Raw genomic sequence first — 17,848 nt, 5'->3', positions numbered from 1 at the left:
GATTTCCGACATACCCGGCCATTGTAACACGTTCTTTCTCTGTGTGCAAATGGCCGGAGTCATCTGGTCTTGATCTGATCGATGGCCTGGGGCAGTTTCACCAGCAAATCGCCGGCGGCCAGGCCGATTTTGCCGTTTTCAGCGGCCAGATCACCGGCCAGCCCATGGAGGTACACGCCGCAGCAGGCAGCCCGTACCAGATTCAAGCCCTGGCCCAGAAGTGCCGCGATCGTTCCCGTGAGCACGTCACCGCAGCCGCCGGTAGCCATGCCTTCGTTCCCGGTGGTATTGATATAGATCTGACCATCCATGTCAGCAATGATGGTGGGGGTACATTTCAGCACCACCACAGCCTGCCACTTTTTGGCCCCTTCCCGGGCTGCGGCCACCGGATCTTCCAGCACCTGGCTGACCGGCACGCCCAGTAGCCGGGCCATTTCTCCCGGATGGGGAGTAAGGATTTTATGTTTCAGGGATTTCAGCAGGGCGTCGTCACCGGCCAGGGCATTGAGCCCGTCCGCATCCAACACCAGAGGCTGTTCCAGCTGGGGCAGCAGTTCCCGCAGGTACTGGACCGTTTCCGGTGCCTTGCCGGCGCCCGGTCCGGCAGCTACCACATCATAAGCCCGGAAGGCCTTCAAGCTGGCTTCCGTTACCGGCCGCACCATGACTTCCGTGGATTTGATGATGAGAGGCTGCAGCACTTCCGGCTGGGTGTACAGCGTTACCAGACCGGCCCCTGCCCGTACAGCCGCTTTCGAGCACAGTTCTGCCGCTCCGGCATAGCCAAGGCTTCCGGCCAGGATGCCGATGCGTCCGTTCATACCTTTATGGGCATTGGGAGGCCGTTTGGGCAGAGTATGCTGCACCAGGTCATCCGTCAAAAGTTCTGCCCGGCTCTCCGCTTCCAGCACCAGGGAAGGCGGCGTATTCAGGTCGGCCAGGACGACTCTGCCCGTATAACCGGCTCCGGGATACAGATACAGTCCCGGTTTGGGAGCGATCATGGTCACTGTCACCTGAGCATGGAGCGCCACGTCCGTATGGCCCGTATCCGCAGCCACGCCGCTGGGAATATCCACGGCCAGCACCGGAACCGGCACCATCTGCAGGGTTTCCAGCAGGGACCGGATGGGTTCCCGCACCTTGCCGTGGAAGCTGGTGCCCAGCAGGGCATCCACGAACAGATCCGCCTGGGCACAAGCCTGGAGCACATCGTTCTGATCCTTTTCCCAGCGCAGGATGGTAAAGGGAAAACTCTGATCGATTTTATACTGCAGCGCCGCACCCGGTCCGAAGCTTTCAGGAGCCTCGGCCAGCACCAGGGTCACCAGGGCGCCCTGTTTCAGCAGGAACCGGGCAGCAGCCAGGCCATCTCCGCCGTTATTGCCTTTGCCCACGAACACAATGATTTTTTTCTCTTTGACATTTTCCAGCAGGTCTTTTGCGGCATCGGCCACGGCCCGGCCGGCGTTCTCGATCAAGACGGCTTCCGGAATCCCCATCTCGCCGATGGCTTTCGTATCTACTTTCTTCATGGCTGCACTTGCAATGAGTTTCATGTTATTCCTCCAACAATACTTGGGCAATGGCGTTTTCCGCGGTATGGCTCAGGCTCACATGGACCCGTTCCACCTGCCGGTTCAGAGCGGCTGCCCGCAGCTGTCCCATGAGATGGAGCCGGGGTGCCCCTGTCTTTTCGTCCACCAGGGTCTCCACCTGCTGGAACTGGCTCAGTCGGATCCCCGTGCCCATGGCCTTGCCCAGTGCTTCTTTGGCCGCATAACGGGCCGCATAGGATTCCACGCTGTGAGCGCCCTTTTTTTCACAATAGGCGATTTCATCGTCGGTAAATACTTTTTCCCTGAACCCCGCCTGTTTCAAGGCCCGTTCCATCCGGCCCACTTCCAGGATATCTACACCGATTCCAACGATCATACCCGATTCCTTCTTTCAATGCTTTTCTATCATAAAGAATAAATGTAACAAATTCTTGACGTTTCCGTGTCCTTTCGGTACTTTCTACCGGCTGTGTTCCTTCTTCCATTCCTTGATCTGCTGCAGCCGCACCTTGTACCGGGCCTCCAGACCCTGCTCCGTAGGATGGTAATAGGTCCTGTCTTTCAGCGCATCGGGCAGGCACTGCATGGCCGCCATCTTCTCTTTCGTATCATGGGCATACACATACCCCTTCCCGTAGCCCAGCTCCTTCATGAGCCGGGTGGGTGCATTGCGGATATTCATGGGCACCGGTTCGTTCAGGTGTTTCTGGGCGTCCACTTTGGCCTCGTTATAGGCCAGCTCCATGGCGTTGGATTTGGGAGCCATGGCCAGATAGATCACCGCATGGGTCAGGTTCACAGAACATTCGGGCATACCGATGAAGTGGCAGGCCTGATAGGCCGCCACCGCAATCTCCAGCCCACGGGAATCAGCCAGACCCACATCCTCGCTGGCAAAACGCACCACCCGCCGAGCGATATAGAGAGGATCCTCCCCCGCTTCCAGCATCCGTGCCAGCCAGTACACCGCCGCATCCGGATCCGAGTTCCGCATGGACTTGTGCAAGGCAGAGATCAGGTTGTAATGCTCCTCACCGGATTTGTCATACAGCAAAGATTTCTTGGCTGTGCACTGTTCGATCAAATCTTTCGTCACGTAAATGCCGTCATCCTTCTTCTCACCGTTGAGCACCACCATTTCCAGGGTGGACAGGGCCGACCGGGCATCTCCATTGGAAAATTCTGCCAGGAAATCCAGGCAGCCCTCCTCCAGATGGACTTTTTCATTGCCGAAGCCCCGGGAATCCGTCAGAGCGTGCCGGAGGATTTCTTTGATGTCATCCCTGCTCAGGCTTTTCAGGACGAATACCTTACAGCGGCTGAGCAGGGCCCCATTCACCTCGAAGGAAGGATTTTCCGTAGTAGCTCCGATGAGGATGATGGCTCCCTTTTCCACAAAAGGCAGGAAAGCATCCTGCTGAGCCCGGTTGAATCTGTGGATTTCATCCACAAATACGATGGTCCTGCCTCCAAACCGCCGGTTGTCATCGGCCCGCTGCATCACCGTACGGATTTCCTTGATACCACTGGTCACCGCCGAAAAGTTGATGAAATTGGCCCGGGTGGAATGGGCGATGATCTGGGCCAGAGTGGTTTTGCCCACGCCGGGCGGTCCCCAGAAAATCATGGAAGAAATCCGGTCCTCCTCGATCAGGTTCCGCAGGATCTTGCCCGGCCCCAGCAGCTGCTTCTGGCCCACGAACTCGTCCAAAGTGCGGGGCCGCAGCCGGGCCGCCAGGGGTTCCTCCGCCGGGGGAGCGAACAGACTGTCTTCTTCCATGGATTCCACCTCCTTGTTTCCGTAATTTTTATTATACCATGATTCCAGAGGCTGTGGAATAATGGCCCCATGGATACGAGAAAAGGAGCTGTGAAATCATCCTTCACAGCTCCCTGCTTCAGTTTTTTGTCTTGAACAGTTGATTCAATTGATGGAGATGGGCATGGTTGGGAATCAAGTATACATAATCTCCGCCCAGAAGCATTGTGTTCGCCTGGGGAATCATATCCGCATCGCCTCGCCGCACACAGACCACCAGCGCCTTGCCCGGCAGCCGGATTTCCTGGAGGGTCTTCCCTTCCACCTGGGAACCTCCTTCCACGGCGATTTCCACCAGCATCTGCTCTGCAGGAGCTTCCACCAGATCCTTCACCCGGGAATTGCTCTTTAAGGACCGTTCCAGCATGGCATCGAAGATGGGAGTGTCGTGAACCAGTTCCCCGGCCGCATAAGCGAACAGGGTGACGATGCCCAAAGGCACCAGATGGTAAAACCGGCCGGTCATTTCCAGCAGCAGCAGGATAGCCGTCACCGGCGCCCGTACAGACCCGGCAAACCAGCCGGCCATGCCCAGCATGACCATGTTCAGCCGGTACGCTTCCGGCAGCAGTCCCAGCTGCACCATCACGTTGCCGTACAGGCTGCCACACAGGCTGCCCAGCACCAGCATGGGCTGCAGGCTGCCGCCCGGAGCCCCGGAACCGGTACTCAGGATCGTAAAGAAGAATTTACCCAGCAGGATGATAAGCACCATGGTCAGGGTCCCCTTCAATTCGATCATGGACTCGATGACCCCGTCCCCGGCTCCCAGCACCTGGGGCAGGAGGTATGTCAGAGGAATGGTGAGCAGCAGCGGAAAAGCGATTTTCATCCAGTCTTTCTGAAAAACAGGCAGGCTGTAGAATTTTCCGATGCTGAGGGAGCCCTTGTTAAAGGCCACTCCCAGGAACCCGGAGAACAGCCCCAGCAAAACCAGATGGGGCAGCAGCTCCAGGGGCAGGAACGGCATCTTGGGAAAAGTCAGCACCGTTTCCCTACCGAAGAACCAGTGGGCCATTACCGTGGTAGTCATACAGGCCATCAGAGTAGGCACCATGACCATAGAGGACAGGTTCTTGTGGATAGCTTCCATGGTGAACATGACCCCGGCCATGGGGGCGTTGAAAGCAGCCGCCAGGCCGGCACCGGCACCGCTGCTGATCAGGGCCCGTTTTTCCAGGTTGGTGTTGTGCAGTGCGTTGCCCACGCCCTGGCCCGTCATGGCTCCGATCTGGACGGAAGGACCTTCCCGCCCCATGGAAAGACCGGCCCCGATGCCCAGAGAGGTATCCAGCAGTTTCACCAGAATGACCCTGGCCCAGTGGGTGCTTTTTCCCAGCCCCAGCACGATGCCCCGCACCTGGGGAATACCGCTGCCCCCGGCAATGGGAGCCCACCGCACCAGCAGAGCGATGAGCACGGCCACCAGCAGCAGTACTGCCACCCAGAGCAGTGCATAGGAAGGCGGTACGTTCTGGAGGAAATATACCATCCGGGACCGGTTTTTGGCCACAAAGCCCAGACAGAGCCGCAGCAGGATGATGCAGAATCCGGCTGCTACCCCCACCAGGATCCCTTCAAAAGCCAGTTTCAGCTTCAGATTGGGAATGTGCAGCATCCCTTCCAGCGTTTTCTGTCTTTCTGCCTCATTCATCTTTCAAGTGATCGAACAGGCCGGTGAAATCCAGGGTAGCGAAATAATCCTTGGGAGTCTCGGCCCGCCGCAGCAGTTCCACAGAACCGTTTTCCTTCACCAGCAGTTCCGCACACCACAGTTTGGCATTGTAATTGTATCCCATGGCAGAACCGTGTGCCCCTGCATCGTGGATGAACAGGCAGTCCCCCTTCTCGATTTCCGGCAGTTTCCGGTCGATGGCAAATTTATCGTTGTTTTCGCACAGGCCGCCGGTCACATCATAGGTATGGTCGCAAGGCGCATTTTCCTTGCCCAGAACGGTGATGTGATGGTAGGCTCCGTAGATGGCCGGCCGCATCAAATTGGCCGCACAGGCGTCCACGCCCACATATTCCTTGTAGATGTGTTTGAAGTGCAGCACCTTGGTGACCAGGGCGCCGTAAGGCCCGGTAACGAAACGGCCCATTTCGGTGAACAGGGCTACATTCCCCATGCCTTCCGGCACAAGTACTTCGTCATAGACCTTGTGGACCCCTTCGCCGATTGCCGCAATGTCATTGGGGGTCTGGTCAGGTTTGTAGGGGATGCCCACGCCGCCGGACAGGTTGATGAAGTCCACAGCCACGCCGGTATCATGTTTCATTTCCACAGCCAGCTGGAACAGCTGCCGGGACAGTTCCGGATAATAGGCATTGGATACTGTGTTGCTGGCCAGGAAAGCATGGATGCCGAAGTGCTTCACGCCCTTCTTTTTCAGGATCTTGAAGGCCTCCCGCAGCTGGTCTTTGGTCATGCCATATTTGGAATCGCCGGGATTGTCCATGATGTCGTTGCCCAGGGAGAACACACCGCCCGGATTATACCGGCAGCAGATGGTTTCCGGAATGGCAGCCACCTGTTCCAGGAAATCGATCATGGTGAAGTCATCCAGGTTGATGATGGCGCCCAGTTTGTAGGCTTCCTGCATATCTTTCACAGGGGTATCGTTGGAAGAGAACATGATGTCATGCCCTTTGAAACCGCATACATCACTGAGCAGCAGTTCCGGATAAGAAGAGCAGTCCGTTCCACAGCCTTCTTCTTTCATGATTTTCAGGATACCGGGCAGCGGCGTGGCTTTTACGGCAAAGTATTCTTTGTAGCCCTTGTTCCAGGCAAAAGCCTTGTAGATGCTGCGCACCGTTTCCCGGATGCTTTTTTCATCATAGACATAGAATGGTGTCGGATAGGTTTCCGCGATCTTTTCTACCTGTTCTTTCGTGACAAATGGAACTTTCTTCATGTTGGTCATTACCCCCTCAATATGGCTGGTCAGCCCAGCATCATGCGATCGTTGTCCAGTTCGGAACCGGATGCTTTTTCAAACAGGGCCAGCAGGTCCGGAATGGTCAATTTGGCTTTCTCTTCCGCTCCCACATCTACGACGATGTGTCCGGCATTCATCATGATCAGCCGATTGCCAAAGCGGAGTGCATCTCTCATATTATGCGTAATCATCAAAGATGTCAAATGGTCCCGTTCGATGACCTTCTTCGTCATGTTCAGGACCTTCTCAGCGGTTTTGGGATCCAGGGCCGCCGTGTGCTCGTCCAGGAGCAGCAGCCGGGGGTGGCTCATGGCCGCCATGAGCAGAGTCAGCGCCTGCCGCTGGCCGCCGGAAAGGATCCCCACCCGGGTGGTGAGCCGGTCTTCCAGTCCCAAATCCAGTTCCTTCAGCATTTCCCGGAACTGCTGCCGGTCGCTGTCCTTCAGCGCCCAGGAAAGGCCCGGTGTCCTGCCCCGCCGGGATGCGATAGCCAGGTTCTCTTCAATCATCATACCGGCAGCAGTCCCCATCATGGGATCCTGGAATACCCGTCCGATGTACCGGGCCCGTTTGTGCTCCGACATCCTGCTTACGTCCACCCCGTCGATGAGGATCTGCCCCCCATCGATGGGAAATACGCCGGCAATGGAATTCAGCAGGGTGGATTTCCCGGCCCCGTTGCCCCCGATAATGGTGATGAAATCTCCCGGTTCCATGTGCAGGTTCACATCGGTCAGGGCTTTCTTCTCATTGACCGTGCCCGGGAAAAAGGTTTTCGATAAATGTTTGATGTCCAGCATTACAGACCCGCCTTTCTGCTTTGGAACTTCCCTTTCACCATGGGCAAGCTCAGGGCAATGGCCACCAGTACGGCCGTGAACAGTTTCAGGTCATTGGGCGGCATCCCCATCTGCAGGACAATGGCAATCACCAGGCGGTATACAATGGAACCCAGGATCACGGAAATCAGGGAATTCTTGAAACTGCGGGTACCGAACAGTACTTCACCGATGATTACGGAGGCCAGGCCGATGACGATGGTCCCCACCCCCATGCCTACGTCAGCGAACCCGTTGCTCTGGGTGACCAGGGCACCGGCTACCGCCACCAGGGCATTACTGAAGAACAGTCCGATCAGCAGCATCACATTGGTGTTCACCCCCTGGGCCCGGATCATCTGGGGATTGTACCCGGTGGCCCGGATGGCGGCCCCGATTTCCGTACCGAAGAACCAGTACATCAGTGCGGAGAACACCACACAGGACAGGATGCCCACCAGCAGCACCGCCTGGGAATAAGCCACGCCCAGGGCACTTTCCAGCACCGTAAAGGCGGTCTCTTTTCCCAGGAGGGAAATATTGGCCTTGCCCATGATCCGCAGGTTCACGGAATACAGGGCAATCATGGTCAGGATACCGGCCAGAAGCGCCGGGATCCTCAGTTTCGTATGGAGCAGGCCGGTGACCACACCGGCGATCCCGCCGGCAAGAGCCGCAGCCAGGATGGCCGTCACCGGATTCACGTCCTTCACCAGGAGGGTCACCGCAACGGAAGCTCCCAGGGGAAAAGACCCTTCCACAGTCAGATCCGCAATATCCAGCACCCGGAAGGTAATGTACACGCCCAGAGCCAGCAGAGACCACAACAGGCCCTGGGAAATCGTCGGCAGCAATAGATCGATCATGGATTATTTGGCTCCTTTGGCTTCCTTGCGGATATCATCCGGGATGGTCAGCCCCAGTTTCTTGATGGCTTCTTCGTTCAGGGTCACAGTAAAGGTCTTTTGGGACTGGATAGCCATATCCTGAGGTTTGGCTTTGCCGGACAGGATGTCAGCAGCCATTTCGCCGGTCTGGAGACCCAGTTTGTAGTAGTCGATACCCAGAGTTGCCACACCGCCGGCCTTCAGCATGCCGGATTCGCCGCAGAACACAGGGATCTTGGCTTCATCGGTAATTTTGATCAGATTGGGCATAGCAGAAGCCATCACGTTATCCGTAGGGATGTACAGGGCATCTACCTTGCCCATCAGGCTCTGGGCAGCCTGCTGGATGTCATTGACGCTGGAAACTGTGGCTTCCACCGTAGCAAGGCCCCGGGCAGCAGCAGCCTTTTTGGCCAGGTCAATCTGCAGCTGGGAGTTCACTTCACTGGAATTGTAGATGAAGCCTACGGTCTTGGCCTTGGGCATGATTTTCACCAGCAGGTCGATCTGGGCTTCCACCGGGTTCATATCCGTGGTCCCGGTGACATTGGTTCCCGGTTTGCTGTTGTCTTTCACCAGTTTGGCCACCTTGTAGTCGGTAACGGCCGTACCTACGATGGGAATCTCCTTGGTGGCGTTGGCCATGGTCTGGACAGCCGGCGTGGCAATGGCACAGACCAGATCATCCTTATTGCTTACGAACCGCTGGGCGATGGTCTGCAGGTTGGATTGATCCCCCTGGGCATTCTGCTGGTCAAAGGTCACGTTCTTCCCTTCTTCAAACCCTTTGGATTTCAGTCCGTCGATGAACCCCTTGTTGGCGGCATCCAGAGCCGGATGCTGTACCAGCTGGATCACACCCACCTTATAGGACTTCTTGTCCTTGGAACCGGTCTGGGTGCTGCTGCCGCAGCCGGCAGCTCCCACCACCATTGCGGCCAGAGCCATTGCAGCCAGCCATTTTACGCTTTTTTTCATCATCATACATCCCTCCTGCTTTCTTACTATCCTACATTGGTTTCCTCCCGGCATTTCCCGGAAGAGGTGATGTTTCAGGGGAACCTTTCCCCTGGTTGTTTAGCCTGTTTTTTATTTTATCATATTCACTGTACAGGGGCAACGAAAACTATATTTTTGTAAATCTATTTCTGTTTCCTTACAGGGTGACAAAAAAATTGATCTCCCAGCAGGGTACATAGGGGTGCCGGCGCAGGTAGATCCGGTAATCCGGCCGCAGGGACCAAAGTTCCAGGGGGATCTCCCACAAATCGTCATCGTGGTGATAGCCTGCCAGCAGCATCTTGGGAGCACAGCGGGTGATGACCCTTTCGCCCCCGGCCAGTGCTTCCTTTTCCACCCCTTCCACGTCCATTTTTACATAGGTCAGCCCATGGTCCCCCACCAGGGCATCCAGGCTGGTCACAGGCACGGGTACCACTTTTTTCCCGCCTTCCTCCAGAGAAGACATCCGTCCCCCTTTGGCCGCAAAGGGCAGCTGCGCCGGCTGAGCCCAGATGCCTTCGGGTACCAGAGTGCAGCGCCCCAGCTGTTCCTTCTCCACATAGGCCTGGAGTTTATGGAAATTCTTGGGATCCGGCTCCACTGCATACAGATGGTCATAATGGCCTCCGGTCAGTTCCAGGAATTCCCGCAGGGTATCCCCATTATAGGCTCCCAGATCCGCATAGGATTCCTCTTCCCCGAAGGTAAACAGAATAGCCAGGTCATCCTGCCGGCAGGTGACCCGGGACAGATACTCCAGCTTCCCGGTGAGTTTATAGGAAAGGATGTCCTCCATCACCTGCCGGCTGGTATCATCCGCCAGATTGGCGTGCACCCGCTCCAGCACATTCCGGTTTTCCCGCAGCCACTGGGGCGTCACTACAGTAGTGTCCCCGAAAAGAGGCAGATGGGGGGCATAGGTTTCCTGCTGCTCTGCCAGATGGAAGAACCGGCGCAGGATCTCGGGCCGTTCACTGGCAAAGGCAATCAGGAGCACAAAATCCCCCCATTGGGCTTTGGCCTGTTTGTAGGTGAGGACCTGATAGCCCCGGAACTGCTGGCCCCGGACGAATTCATCACTGGCAAAGACCCCTGCCACCGGAATGTCCAGGGCCGCACATCGGTCCAGGATGGCGTCAGCACCATTGCCCATACCGTACAGGACAATGGGTTTTGACACATGGGATAAATACTCCCAGAAGTAAGGCTGCTGTAAGATCGAATCGAGCCAGTTCATGCTGTTTTCTTTCCTTTCTCTTTGGTGGCCTGCTGGATAGCAGCCGCTGGATCAACCTGCGGAACAGGCATGGTCCTGGCGATTTTCGCCCATTCCTGGAGTTTTCCGGCGATTTTCAGAGCCAGGTCGCCGGTAGTTCCGCCTTCCTGGTTATCCTGAGGATAGACCCGGAGCAGGTGGATATCCTCATAATATACATCAGTCCAGTTGTCCCCATCCACGGTCATGAAATGAGATTCATCCAGATTTCCCCGTTTCTGTGCCAGATACAGACCCCCGACCAGCATCCGGGCCCGGTATTCCGGCTTGTCATAACCGGCGGTTTCCGTAAAGGTGAAGGACCAGGTACCCAGCTTTGCTGTGGCCGGTCCGTCCTTGTCCACAGTGACTGTTTCCGGGATATGGAAAGGTTCCGTCCATTTCAGAGCCCGGACCATCCGCAGACCCGGATCCGGGTGGGAAGCGAACAGGCCGCCGGCAGCATCCCCCATGTCCTTGCTCATATCCTCCAGTTTGGACATGGTCACATAGGAAGCATAGGGATTGTACCCGGCCAGGATGGACAGGCGGAACCCCTCCTTGTCGGCCTGTCCTTCATCCGCCCGGCTGTAACCGGCCATCAGGGCCTGGCTGGTAACGGTGGACAGGGCAAAACCGGCCCCCGGATCCCCGGAGGCCACCCCGGCCAGCAGGGTGAGCAGGGACAGGGCCATCTGCTTTTCCATCTGGTGTACCGTGTGACGCTTTTCAATATGGCCGATTTCGTGGCCCAGCACAGCTGCCACCTCATCGTCGCTGGTCATATAGTCCAAAAGTCCCTTATACACATAAATGAAACCGCCCGGACAGGCCAGGGCGTTCACATCCGGGGTATTCAGCACCTTGAAGGTGTAGGTCAAACCGGGACGGGTTCCGTGTTCCAGAAGCTTATGGCCGATCCGGTCCACTCGGGCCTGGATTTCGTCGTCCTGGACCAGGCCATACTGGTTCTCCAGCTGCCTGGCCACCTCCTGACCCATTTCGATTTCCTGTTTCTGGCTGATCATGCCCGCTTCCGCTTTGGGAAGCGGCAGCAGGGAAGCCATACAGAGCAGAAGTGCAAACAGTATTTTCAGCATAGGCAGATTCCTCCTGAGTCGTACGTTGCTATTATACACGAAAAAGGGGGTGTGAAAAATACTTTTTCACACCCCCTTTTTCGTGTTCATGGGGCCATTATTTCACAGCCCCTTTACAAAAACCGACAAGCTGCGTACAGGCAGGCCCTGCGATTCTATTCTCTTTCAATCGTACACTGTGGGCACAACTAGTCATTTGCTTTCTGTGATTTTATTTTGCTTCCTTTTCCTTGGCAGAGACCACCGGCACCAGCAGGTAGCTGTCATATTCGCCACCCGTATAGAGGACATGTCTGCCTTTGTTGTGGGTCGGTACAGGTTTGACGACCTGTGCAGGATCCGCAGCCTCGCTGCAGTCCCCGCCAAGGACTTCTTTCTTGACGGTACTGCCGGCCGGATAGGTGTAGGACTCCGTCGGCACTGCAATTTTTGTACTCCCAAAAGGCGGCACATCTGCTTTTTCCTGCCGGTACGCTCCCACGGTCAGACGCAGGGATTCCCCTTTATGATAGATTATGCCCATGGGCCAGATACCGATATCCAACGGCACAATCTGCCCTTTCTGGAGTTTCTGTTCTCCAGTACCCAGCAGAAAGGGTTCTGCTTCCGTCGATTTCTTCGGATCCAGGGCACGACAGGAGGCCCGAAGCTGTCCAGTGGCTGCAACACTGCCAAATGCATTCTGATTGAGCGGGGTACCGTCAGCTGCGATTTTCTCCACTTTGACTTTCAGATCCATATCGTCGTTATCGGCTGCCGCGGCCCAGAGATGCAGTTTCATATAGCCGGTCAGCTCGGTGTCTTTGTCAAATTTGTAGGTGAAGACTGCTTCCGGCTTTGCTCCTTCACTATCGTAACTCAACCTGGCAGCTGCTGGTTTCTGCAGCTGCAGCGTATCATGGGCGGCATCCAGATACAGCCGTTTGTACTGCGTCCGTGCCAGCGGGAATTCTTTCTCCGGACGATTGATGACATCGTGACCTTCCATCTCATAGACTGAAAGACGGACTTTCGGTGTTTTCTCCCAGCCGTTCTTCTCCCCCTTAAGATAATGGTCAAAGAACTTCGTAAGATCTGCCACATTCTCCGGCTTATAGTAATCGTTCCATTCCTGTGTCAGATGTACGCGCAGCCATTTATCCTTCGAAGCGATCTCACGGAACCCTGCAAAAGAGCCGTGGGTATGCACAGGGTTTGTGTAACTGGCCACCACGTAGGCCGGAATCTTGATGCGGCTTAACCGTGCCTGTTTATCCATCCAGTAGTCATTGAGGAAAGGGTATTGGGCAATCATCCGCGGCTGATCTTCCAGCAGGCCATGCGCACTTGCAAACGTTTCCGCAATGCGTTCCGTAAAGGCCGTCTCCGGAATGCCCCCGCGCGTACCGGCCTCACGGTAATGGTCGGAAAAGCCTTCCCAGGGAGCGATGGCAGCCAGATGAGGGGGCTGTTCCGCCGCAATGAACCACTGGGATACGGCCAGCCAGGAATTGCCACTCATTCCGACTTTTTCATTAGACCATTTCTGCTTGGCGATCCACTCCACGATATCATACCCATCTTCGGCATACTGACGGCCCCAATAGTTGATATTCCCCTCTGAAGCATAGGCACCGCGCGTATCCGGATTGACGACGGCATACCCTTTTGATACCCAGTACGCAGGATCGGCGCCTTCGAAACGTTCCAATCCGGAAGTGGCCGCCTTCGGCACACCCACACGGCCCGGCACATCGTCGATATGCTGTCCGCCGACTTCCTTGCCGTAAGGGCTGATGCAAAGGAGAGCCGGATGCTTTGCACCATCAGCCGGACGGAAGACATCGGCGTAAATGATCGTACCATCCCGCAGCTTGATGGGCACATCCCTCTCCATCAGTATATCTGCCGGCAAAGGCATGGCCCCGTCAAAGCGCACCGTACCCGCCTTCAATACAGAGGTCCCCGGATGAAAACCTGTATAACGCACCCTTGTCGCCGTAACAGGCAGAGCCTTGCGGTAATAAACCGGGAAATCCTTACCTGAATACGTCTTTGTTGGAAGGACTGTTTCATCCGGATCGAATGCCTGGGTACTCCCCACCACCATAAACATGCTCAGAGAACAGAGCACAGAAGCAGTCAATGCCATTTTCTTCAAATACATTGTCTTCCCATCCCTTTCCAGAAGCAATCGCCAAGACTTGCTTTTTTCGTTGTTTCTGCTACGATTGTAGCAAAAATATGATGTAAGACAAGTGTATCAGAAGTTTTGCTACATAAAGGAGAAAAAATGTATCATATTTCTTGTGATATCCGGGCGCAAAGATCTGCCCAACTGATTGCCGAGAGCGTTTTACACCTGGCAGAAAAGAAACCGCTGGCAGAAATTTCCATTGCCGAGATCCAACGTATTTCCGGCGTCAGCCGCAGCACGTTTTACCGGCTCTTCGATACGCCTCTCGATGTCGTCACCTGGCAGGTGGAAAAATTGTTTAAAACCTGGTCAGCAGAAATTACAAAGGCTCCGGCCAAAAAGATCATACCGCTTGCTTTCATGCAGCTGATGATGAAAAATGCCGCATTGCTGGAAATTCTTGCACAAAACGACCAGCTGGCCCTGCTGGCCCGCAATCACCGCCATTATTTTCAGGATGTCCTCACCGTTTTCGACTTCCCGGCAGATTTAGATCAAATCGAAAAAGAATACCTGATCGATTTTCTCAGCTATGCGTTGCCAATCGCCATTTTCACCTGGCTGCGACGGGGCAAAAAAGAAACTGCCGCTGAAGTTTCCCATTATTTTTGGCAGAGTATCCGGCTCATGAGCCAGGCCACAAAAAAATGATAACCAAACGGTTCCATTGTCCCCACTCCCGGTCCATGGTATGATGTACCCATCGGACTATTCTTACGAAAGCGAGGCTTTGCTGTGCGATTCTTACATACTTCTGACTGGCACCTGGGACGGATTTTCCATGGTCTCCATCTTCTGGAGGACCAGCGGGCCGCCCTGGACCAGATCATCACCCTGGCCCGGGAGTACAAGGTGGATGCCCTATTGGTGGCCGGGGATATCTACGACCGGGCTGTACCCCCCACGGAAGCCGTGAACCTGCTGGACGAAACCCTGCGCCGGCTGGTAGTGGATCTGAAGCTTCCGGTGATTCTCATTGCCGGCAACCACGACAATCCGGACCGTCTGAATTTCGGCCGCACCCTGTTCGCTGCCCGGCAGTTATATATCATAGGCCCGGTGGCAGCCCACACGCCGCCCGTCGTGCTGGAGGACGGATATGGCCCCGTCTACTTCGCCCCCCTGCCCTACTGCGAACCTCTGACGGCCACAGAACTCAGTGGGGAAAAGAAATCCACACACGAAGCGGCCCTCCAGTGGCAGGTGGAACAGATGCTGCAGCAGATTCCGGCAGGCGCCCGCAAGGTGGCCCTGGCCCACGTGTTCCTGACCGGAGCCCGGACAACTCCGGACAGTGAACGGCCCCTGGCGGCCGGCGGCGCCACCACCGTGAGCATCGACTGCTTCAAGGATTTCAACTATACAGCCCTGGGCCATCTCCACGCCTGCCAGAACAACAGTCCCACCGTGCGCTACAGCGGTTCCCTGCTGAAGTACTCCTTTGCAGAGGCCAGCCAGAAAAAAGCCGTGCACATCGTGGACCTGGACGGGGAAGGAAAGGTATCCGTGGAAACCATCCCCCTTACAGCGCCCCACGAACTGGCGGTGCTGAAAGGTACGTTCCGGGATCTGCTGGAAGCCCCCCGCACGGATCATCTCTCCGATTACCTGCAGATTGTCCTGACGGACCCGACTCCGGTACTGGATGCCAAACACCGGCTGGAACAGGTCTATCCCCAGATCCTGCAGCTGGGCTACGAACGGCTGCAGCCCCGGGAAATGGAAGAGCAGGATACAGCCCGGCGGAAAGGTCTTTCCACCGATGATCTGTTCCAGTCCTTTTTCCGGGAAGTGCAGGGACGGGACATGACCGATGAAGAGAAAAAACTGTTCCGCCAGGTGGTAAACGAAGAAGATACGGAAGGGAGGAATGTCTGATGCGGCCCCAGATCCTGACCATGACGGCTTTCGGTCCCTACGCCGGCGTGGAGACCATCGATTTCACCCAGCTGGGGGACAAACGGTTCTTCCTGATTACCGGCCCCACAGGCAGCGGCAAGACCACCATCCTGGACGCCATCACCTTTGCCCTGTATGGTACGCCCAGCGGAGACCTGCGGGACAACCGTTCCCTGCGCAGCGACTACGCCACCCCCAGCCAGAAGACGGAAGTGAAATTCCAGTTCACCAACCAGGACCGTACTTTTGAAGTGACCCGGACTCCGGAACAGGTGCTGAACAAGCAGCGGGGCGAAGGCACCCGCACCGTGCCCGCCGGGGCCTCCCTGGTAGAACTGCTGCCGGATGGACAGCGGAAAATACTGGGCACCACCAATAACACAGTGACTCGGGCGGTGGAAAGCCTGCTGGGGTTCCAGGCCCGGCAGTTCCGCCAGCTGATGGTCCTGCCCCAGGGCGAATTTCGCCGGTTCCTGGTGGCAGATTCCAAAGAACGGAAGGGAATCCTGGAGACCCTGTTCAAGACCGGCCAGTACAGCGCCCTGGAAGATGCCCTGGATGCCCGTGCCAAAACCCTGAAGAAGCAGTACGATAACTGCCGCAGCCGGTACGACCTGCTGCTGGAAAATGCCAGAGTAGAAAAGCCGGAGGATCTGGAACAACGGCTGCAGGCAGAAGCAGCCGAAAGCAAGGCCCTGGATGCCCAAGTCCAGCAGGCCCAGCAGGCTGCCAATACGGCCCAGGAAGCCCTGCAGCAGGCCCGGCAGCTGTCCCAGCTGCTCCAGAGCCGGGAAACCTGTAAGAAACGCCGGGCTGCTCTCACCGCACAAGTGCCGGCCATCCAGGATCTGAAAAAGAAGCTCGAATGGCTGGAAGAAGCCCAGAAACTCCATCCCATCTACGACCGCACCCTGAAAGCAAAAAAACAGCTGGATATGGCAGAAAGCATCCTGACAAAAGCCCGTTCAGAGGAAACCGTCTCCCGTCAGCATCTGCAGCAATTGCTGGCCGTCGCCACCCAGGATCATACCCAGGCCCTGCAGGAACAGGCAGCCCGGGTGCGGGAACAGCTGGCCCGGATGACTGCCGTTTCCGGTGAAACCGTCCGCCTGGCCCAGGCCCTGAAGCCGGGAAAACCCTGTCCGGTATGCGGCTCCCCGGATCATCCCCATCCTGCCACCCAGACGAAAAAAGAACAGGAAGAGCTGGCCCGGAAGACCCAGAATATGGAAAACCAGATTGCAGAACTGAACCGGAAGCAAAAAGCCCTGGAAGCCGCCCAGCAGGCTGCCGACCGGACCGCCGGTTCCTGCCGGACCGCCGAAGAGAGCCGGGCTGCTGCCCAGCAGGCTTTCGAAGCGGACCGGGATGCCTATAAGGCCGCTCTGGGCACTTCCCCCTTCTCTGATCAGCATACCTTTCTGGCCGCTCACAAGGCTCTTGCCCAAAAACCTCTGTGGCAGAAGCAGGTGCAGCAGTACCAGGAGCAGGCAAGCAGCCTGGCCGGGGAGCTGCAGCTGCTGGAAACCCAGATTGCCGGACGGCAGCTGCCCGATCTGGTGCCTCTGGAAGAGGCAGCCCGGGAGACCCGCAGCACCGCCCGGGAACTGGCCACCCGGGCCGGCGCCCTGCAGGAGACCCTGCGCCGGGAGAAAGATGTCATGAAACAACTGGGCAAACTGGGCCGGGAACTGGAAAGCCTCCAGAAAGCCTACGGTCCCATCGGTCTCCTGGCAGACACTGCCAGGGGAAACAACGGGCAGAAGCTGACCTTCTCATCCTTTGTGCTCCAGGCAGTGCTGGACGATGTACTCCAGACTGCCAACCTGCGGCTGAGCAAGATCAGTCAGGGACGCTACAGCCTGTACCGCAGCCACGGCATCGTGGATGCCCGAAAGGAGCAGGGGCTGGGGCTGGAAATCATGGATGCCTTCACCGGCCAGGCCCGGGCAGTGACTACCCTGTCCGGCGGAGAGATTTTCTTTACCTCTCTTTCCCTGGCCCTGGGCCTGTCCGACGTGCTGGAATCCTATGCCGGCGGGCTGCATCTGGATACCATCCTGGTAGACGAAGGATTCGGTTCCCTGGATCCGGAGACCCTGGACAGTGCCGTCAGTGCCCTGCTGGAACTGCAGCAGGGCGGCCGCCTGGTGGGCATCATCTCCCACGTGGCAGAATTAAAAGAACGGATTTCCGCTCAACTGGAGATCATTCCCACAAACCAGGGAAGCACCACAAGGTTTCGGGTATAATCAAAACTACCCGTATAACGGGTAGTTTGCTCTGCGGCTATAAGCCGCGTTACCTGCCTCGGCCTTAAGGCCCTAGATTTAAAGGCTACCAACCGCACTACATTTCCTGGCAGCCCCTCACTCGAGGGGCTTATTT

14 protein-coding genes are annotated in these 17,848 nt (G+C 56.6%); 3 read left to right on the top strand and 11 right to left on the bottom strand.

The features are described 5' to 3' along the window. Positions 1-59: 59 nt before the first annotated feature. The 11 genes from ACR0QW_RS00555 to ACR0QW_RS00505 form a co-directional block, all read right to left on the bottom strand. Complete coding sequence (locus tag ACR0QW_RS00555; RefSeq protein WP_432641780.1) at positions 60-1,562, bottom strand: NAD(P)H-hydrate dehydratase; 1,503 nt, start codon at positions 1,560-1,562, stop codon at positions 60-62. Position 1,563: 1 nt separating this feature from the next. Beyond that, on the bottom strand, positions 1,564-1,938 hold the full coding sequence (gene acpS / locus ACR0QW_RS00550) for a holo-ACP synthase (protein ID WP_432641779.1): 375 nt from the start codon (positions 1,936-1,938) through the stop codon (positions 1,564-1,566). An 84-nt stretch (positions 1,939-2,022) separates the two neighbouring features. Further along, a complete protein-coding gene (locus ACR0QW_RS00545) occupies positions 2,023-3,342 on the bottom strand; it encodes a replication-associated recombination protein A (protein ID WP_432641778.1) in 1,320 nt (439 codons plus the stop codon). Positions 3,343-3,460: 118 nt separating this feature from the next. Then, positions 3,461-5,035, bottom strand: coding sequence for a chloride channel protein (locus ACR0QW_RS00540; RefSeq protein ID WP_432641777.1), 1,575 nt, complete (start codon positions 5,033-5,035; stop codon positions 3,461-3,463). Beyond that, a complete protein-coding gene (locus ACR0QW_RS00535; protein WP_432641776.1) occupies positions 5,028-6,299 on the bottom strand; it encodes a diaminopimelate decarboxylase family protein in 1,272 nt (423 codons plus the stop codon). Before ACR0QW_RS00535 ends, ACR0QW_RS00540 begins: the two co-directional genes overlap by 8 nt. 29 nt (positions 6,300-6,328) lie before the next feature. Continuing rightward, positions 6,329-7,123, bottom strand: coding sequence for an ABC transporter ATP-binding protein (locus ACR0QW_RS00530; protein WP_432641775.1), 795 nt, complete (start codon positions 7,121-7,123; stop codon positions 6,329-6,331). Then, a complete protein-coding gene (locus ACR0QW_RS00525) occupies positions 7,123-8,007 on the bottom strand; it encodes an ABC transporter permease (RefSeq protein WP_432641774.1) in 885 nt (294 codons plus the stop codon). Before ACR0QW_RS00525 ends, ACR0QW_RS00530 begins: the two co-directional genes overlap by 1 nt. Before the next feature lie 3 nt (positions 8,008-8,010). Then, on the bottom strand, positions 8,011-9,009 hold the full coding sequence (locus tag ACR0QW_RS00520; protein WP_432641839.1) for an ABC transporter substrate binding protein: 999 nt from the start codon (positions 9,007-9,009) through the stop codon (positions 8,011-8,013). 175 nt (positions 9,010-9,184) lie between these two features. Beyond that, positions 9,185-10,210, bottom strand: a complete 1,026-nt coding sequence (locus tag ACR0QW_RS00515) for an FkbM family methyltransferase (RefSeq protein ID WP_432641773.1) — start codon at positions 10,208-10,210, stop codon at positions 9,185-9,187. A 53-nt stretch (positions 10,211-10,263) separates the two neighbouring features. Further along, entirely contained in the window at positions 10,264-11,385 is a 1,122-nt protein-coding gene (locus ACR0QW_RS00510) for a M48 family metallopeptidase (protein ID WP_432641772.1), read from the bottom strand. 211 nt (positions 11,386-11,596) lie between these two features. After that, entirely contained in the window at positions 11,597-13,531 is a 1,935-nt protein-coding gene (locus ACR0QW_RS00505) for a CocE/NonD family hydrolase (protein ID WP_432641771.1), read from the bottom strand. 126 nt (positions 13,532-13,657) lie between these two features. Here ACR0QW_RS00505 and ACR0QW_RS00500 point away from each other — a divergent pair, with 126 nt between their 5' ends. From ACR0QW_RS00500 to ACR0QW_RS00490, 3 genes are all read left to right on the top strand, one after another. Beyond that, positions 13,658-14,212, top strand: coding sequence for a TetR/AcrR family transcriptional regulator (locus ACR0QW_RS00500; RefSeq protein WP_432641770.1), 555 nt, complete (start codon positions 13,658-13,660; stop codon positions 14,210-14,212). 84 nt (positions 14,213-14,296) lie between these two features. Further along, positions 14,297-15,439: an exonuclease SbcCD subunit D gene (locus tag ACR0QW_RS00495; RefSeq protein ID WP_432641769.1), complete on the top strand. Its 1,143-nt coding sequence runs from the start codon at positions 14,297-14,299 to the stop codon at positions 15,437-15,439. Then, complete coding sequence (locus tag ACR0QW_RS00490) at positions 15,439-17,712, top strand: AAA family ATPase (protein WP_432641768.1); 2,274 nt, start codon at positions 15,439-15,441, stop codon at positions 17,710-17,712. Before ACR0QW_RS00495 ends, ACR0QW_RS00490 begins: the two co-directional genes overlap by 1 nt. Positions 17,713-17,848 lie beyond the last annotated feature (136 nt).

It is taken from the genome of Acidaminococcus sp. (assembly GCF_050873445.1).
Classification (GTDB): Bacteria; Bacillota; Negativicutes; order Acidaminococcales; family Acidaminococcaceae; genus Acidaminococcus.
This window is presented reverse-complemented; position numbering and strand designations above follow the sequence as displayed.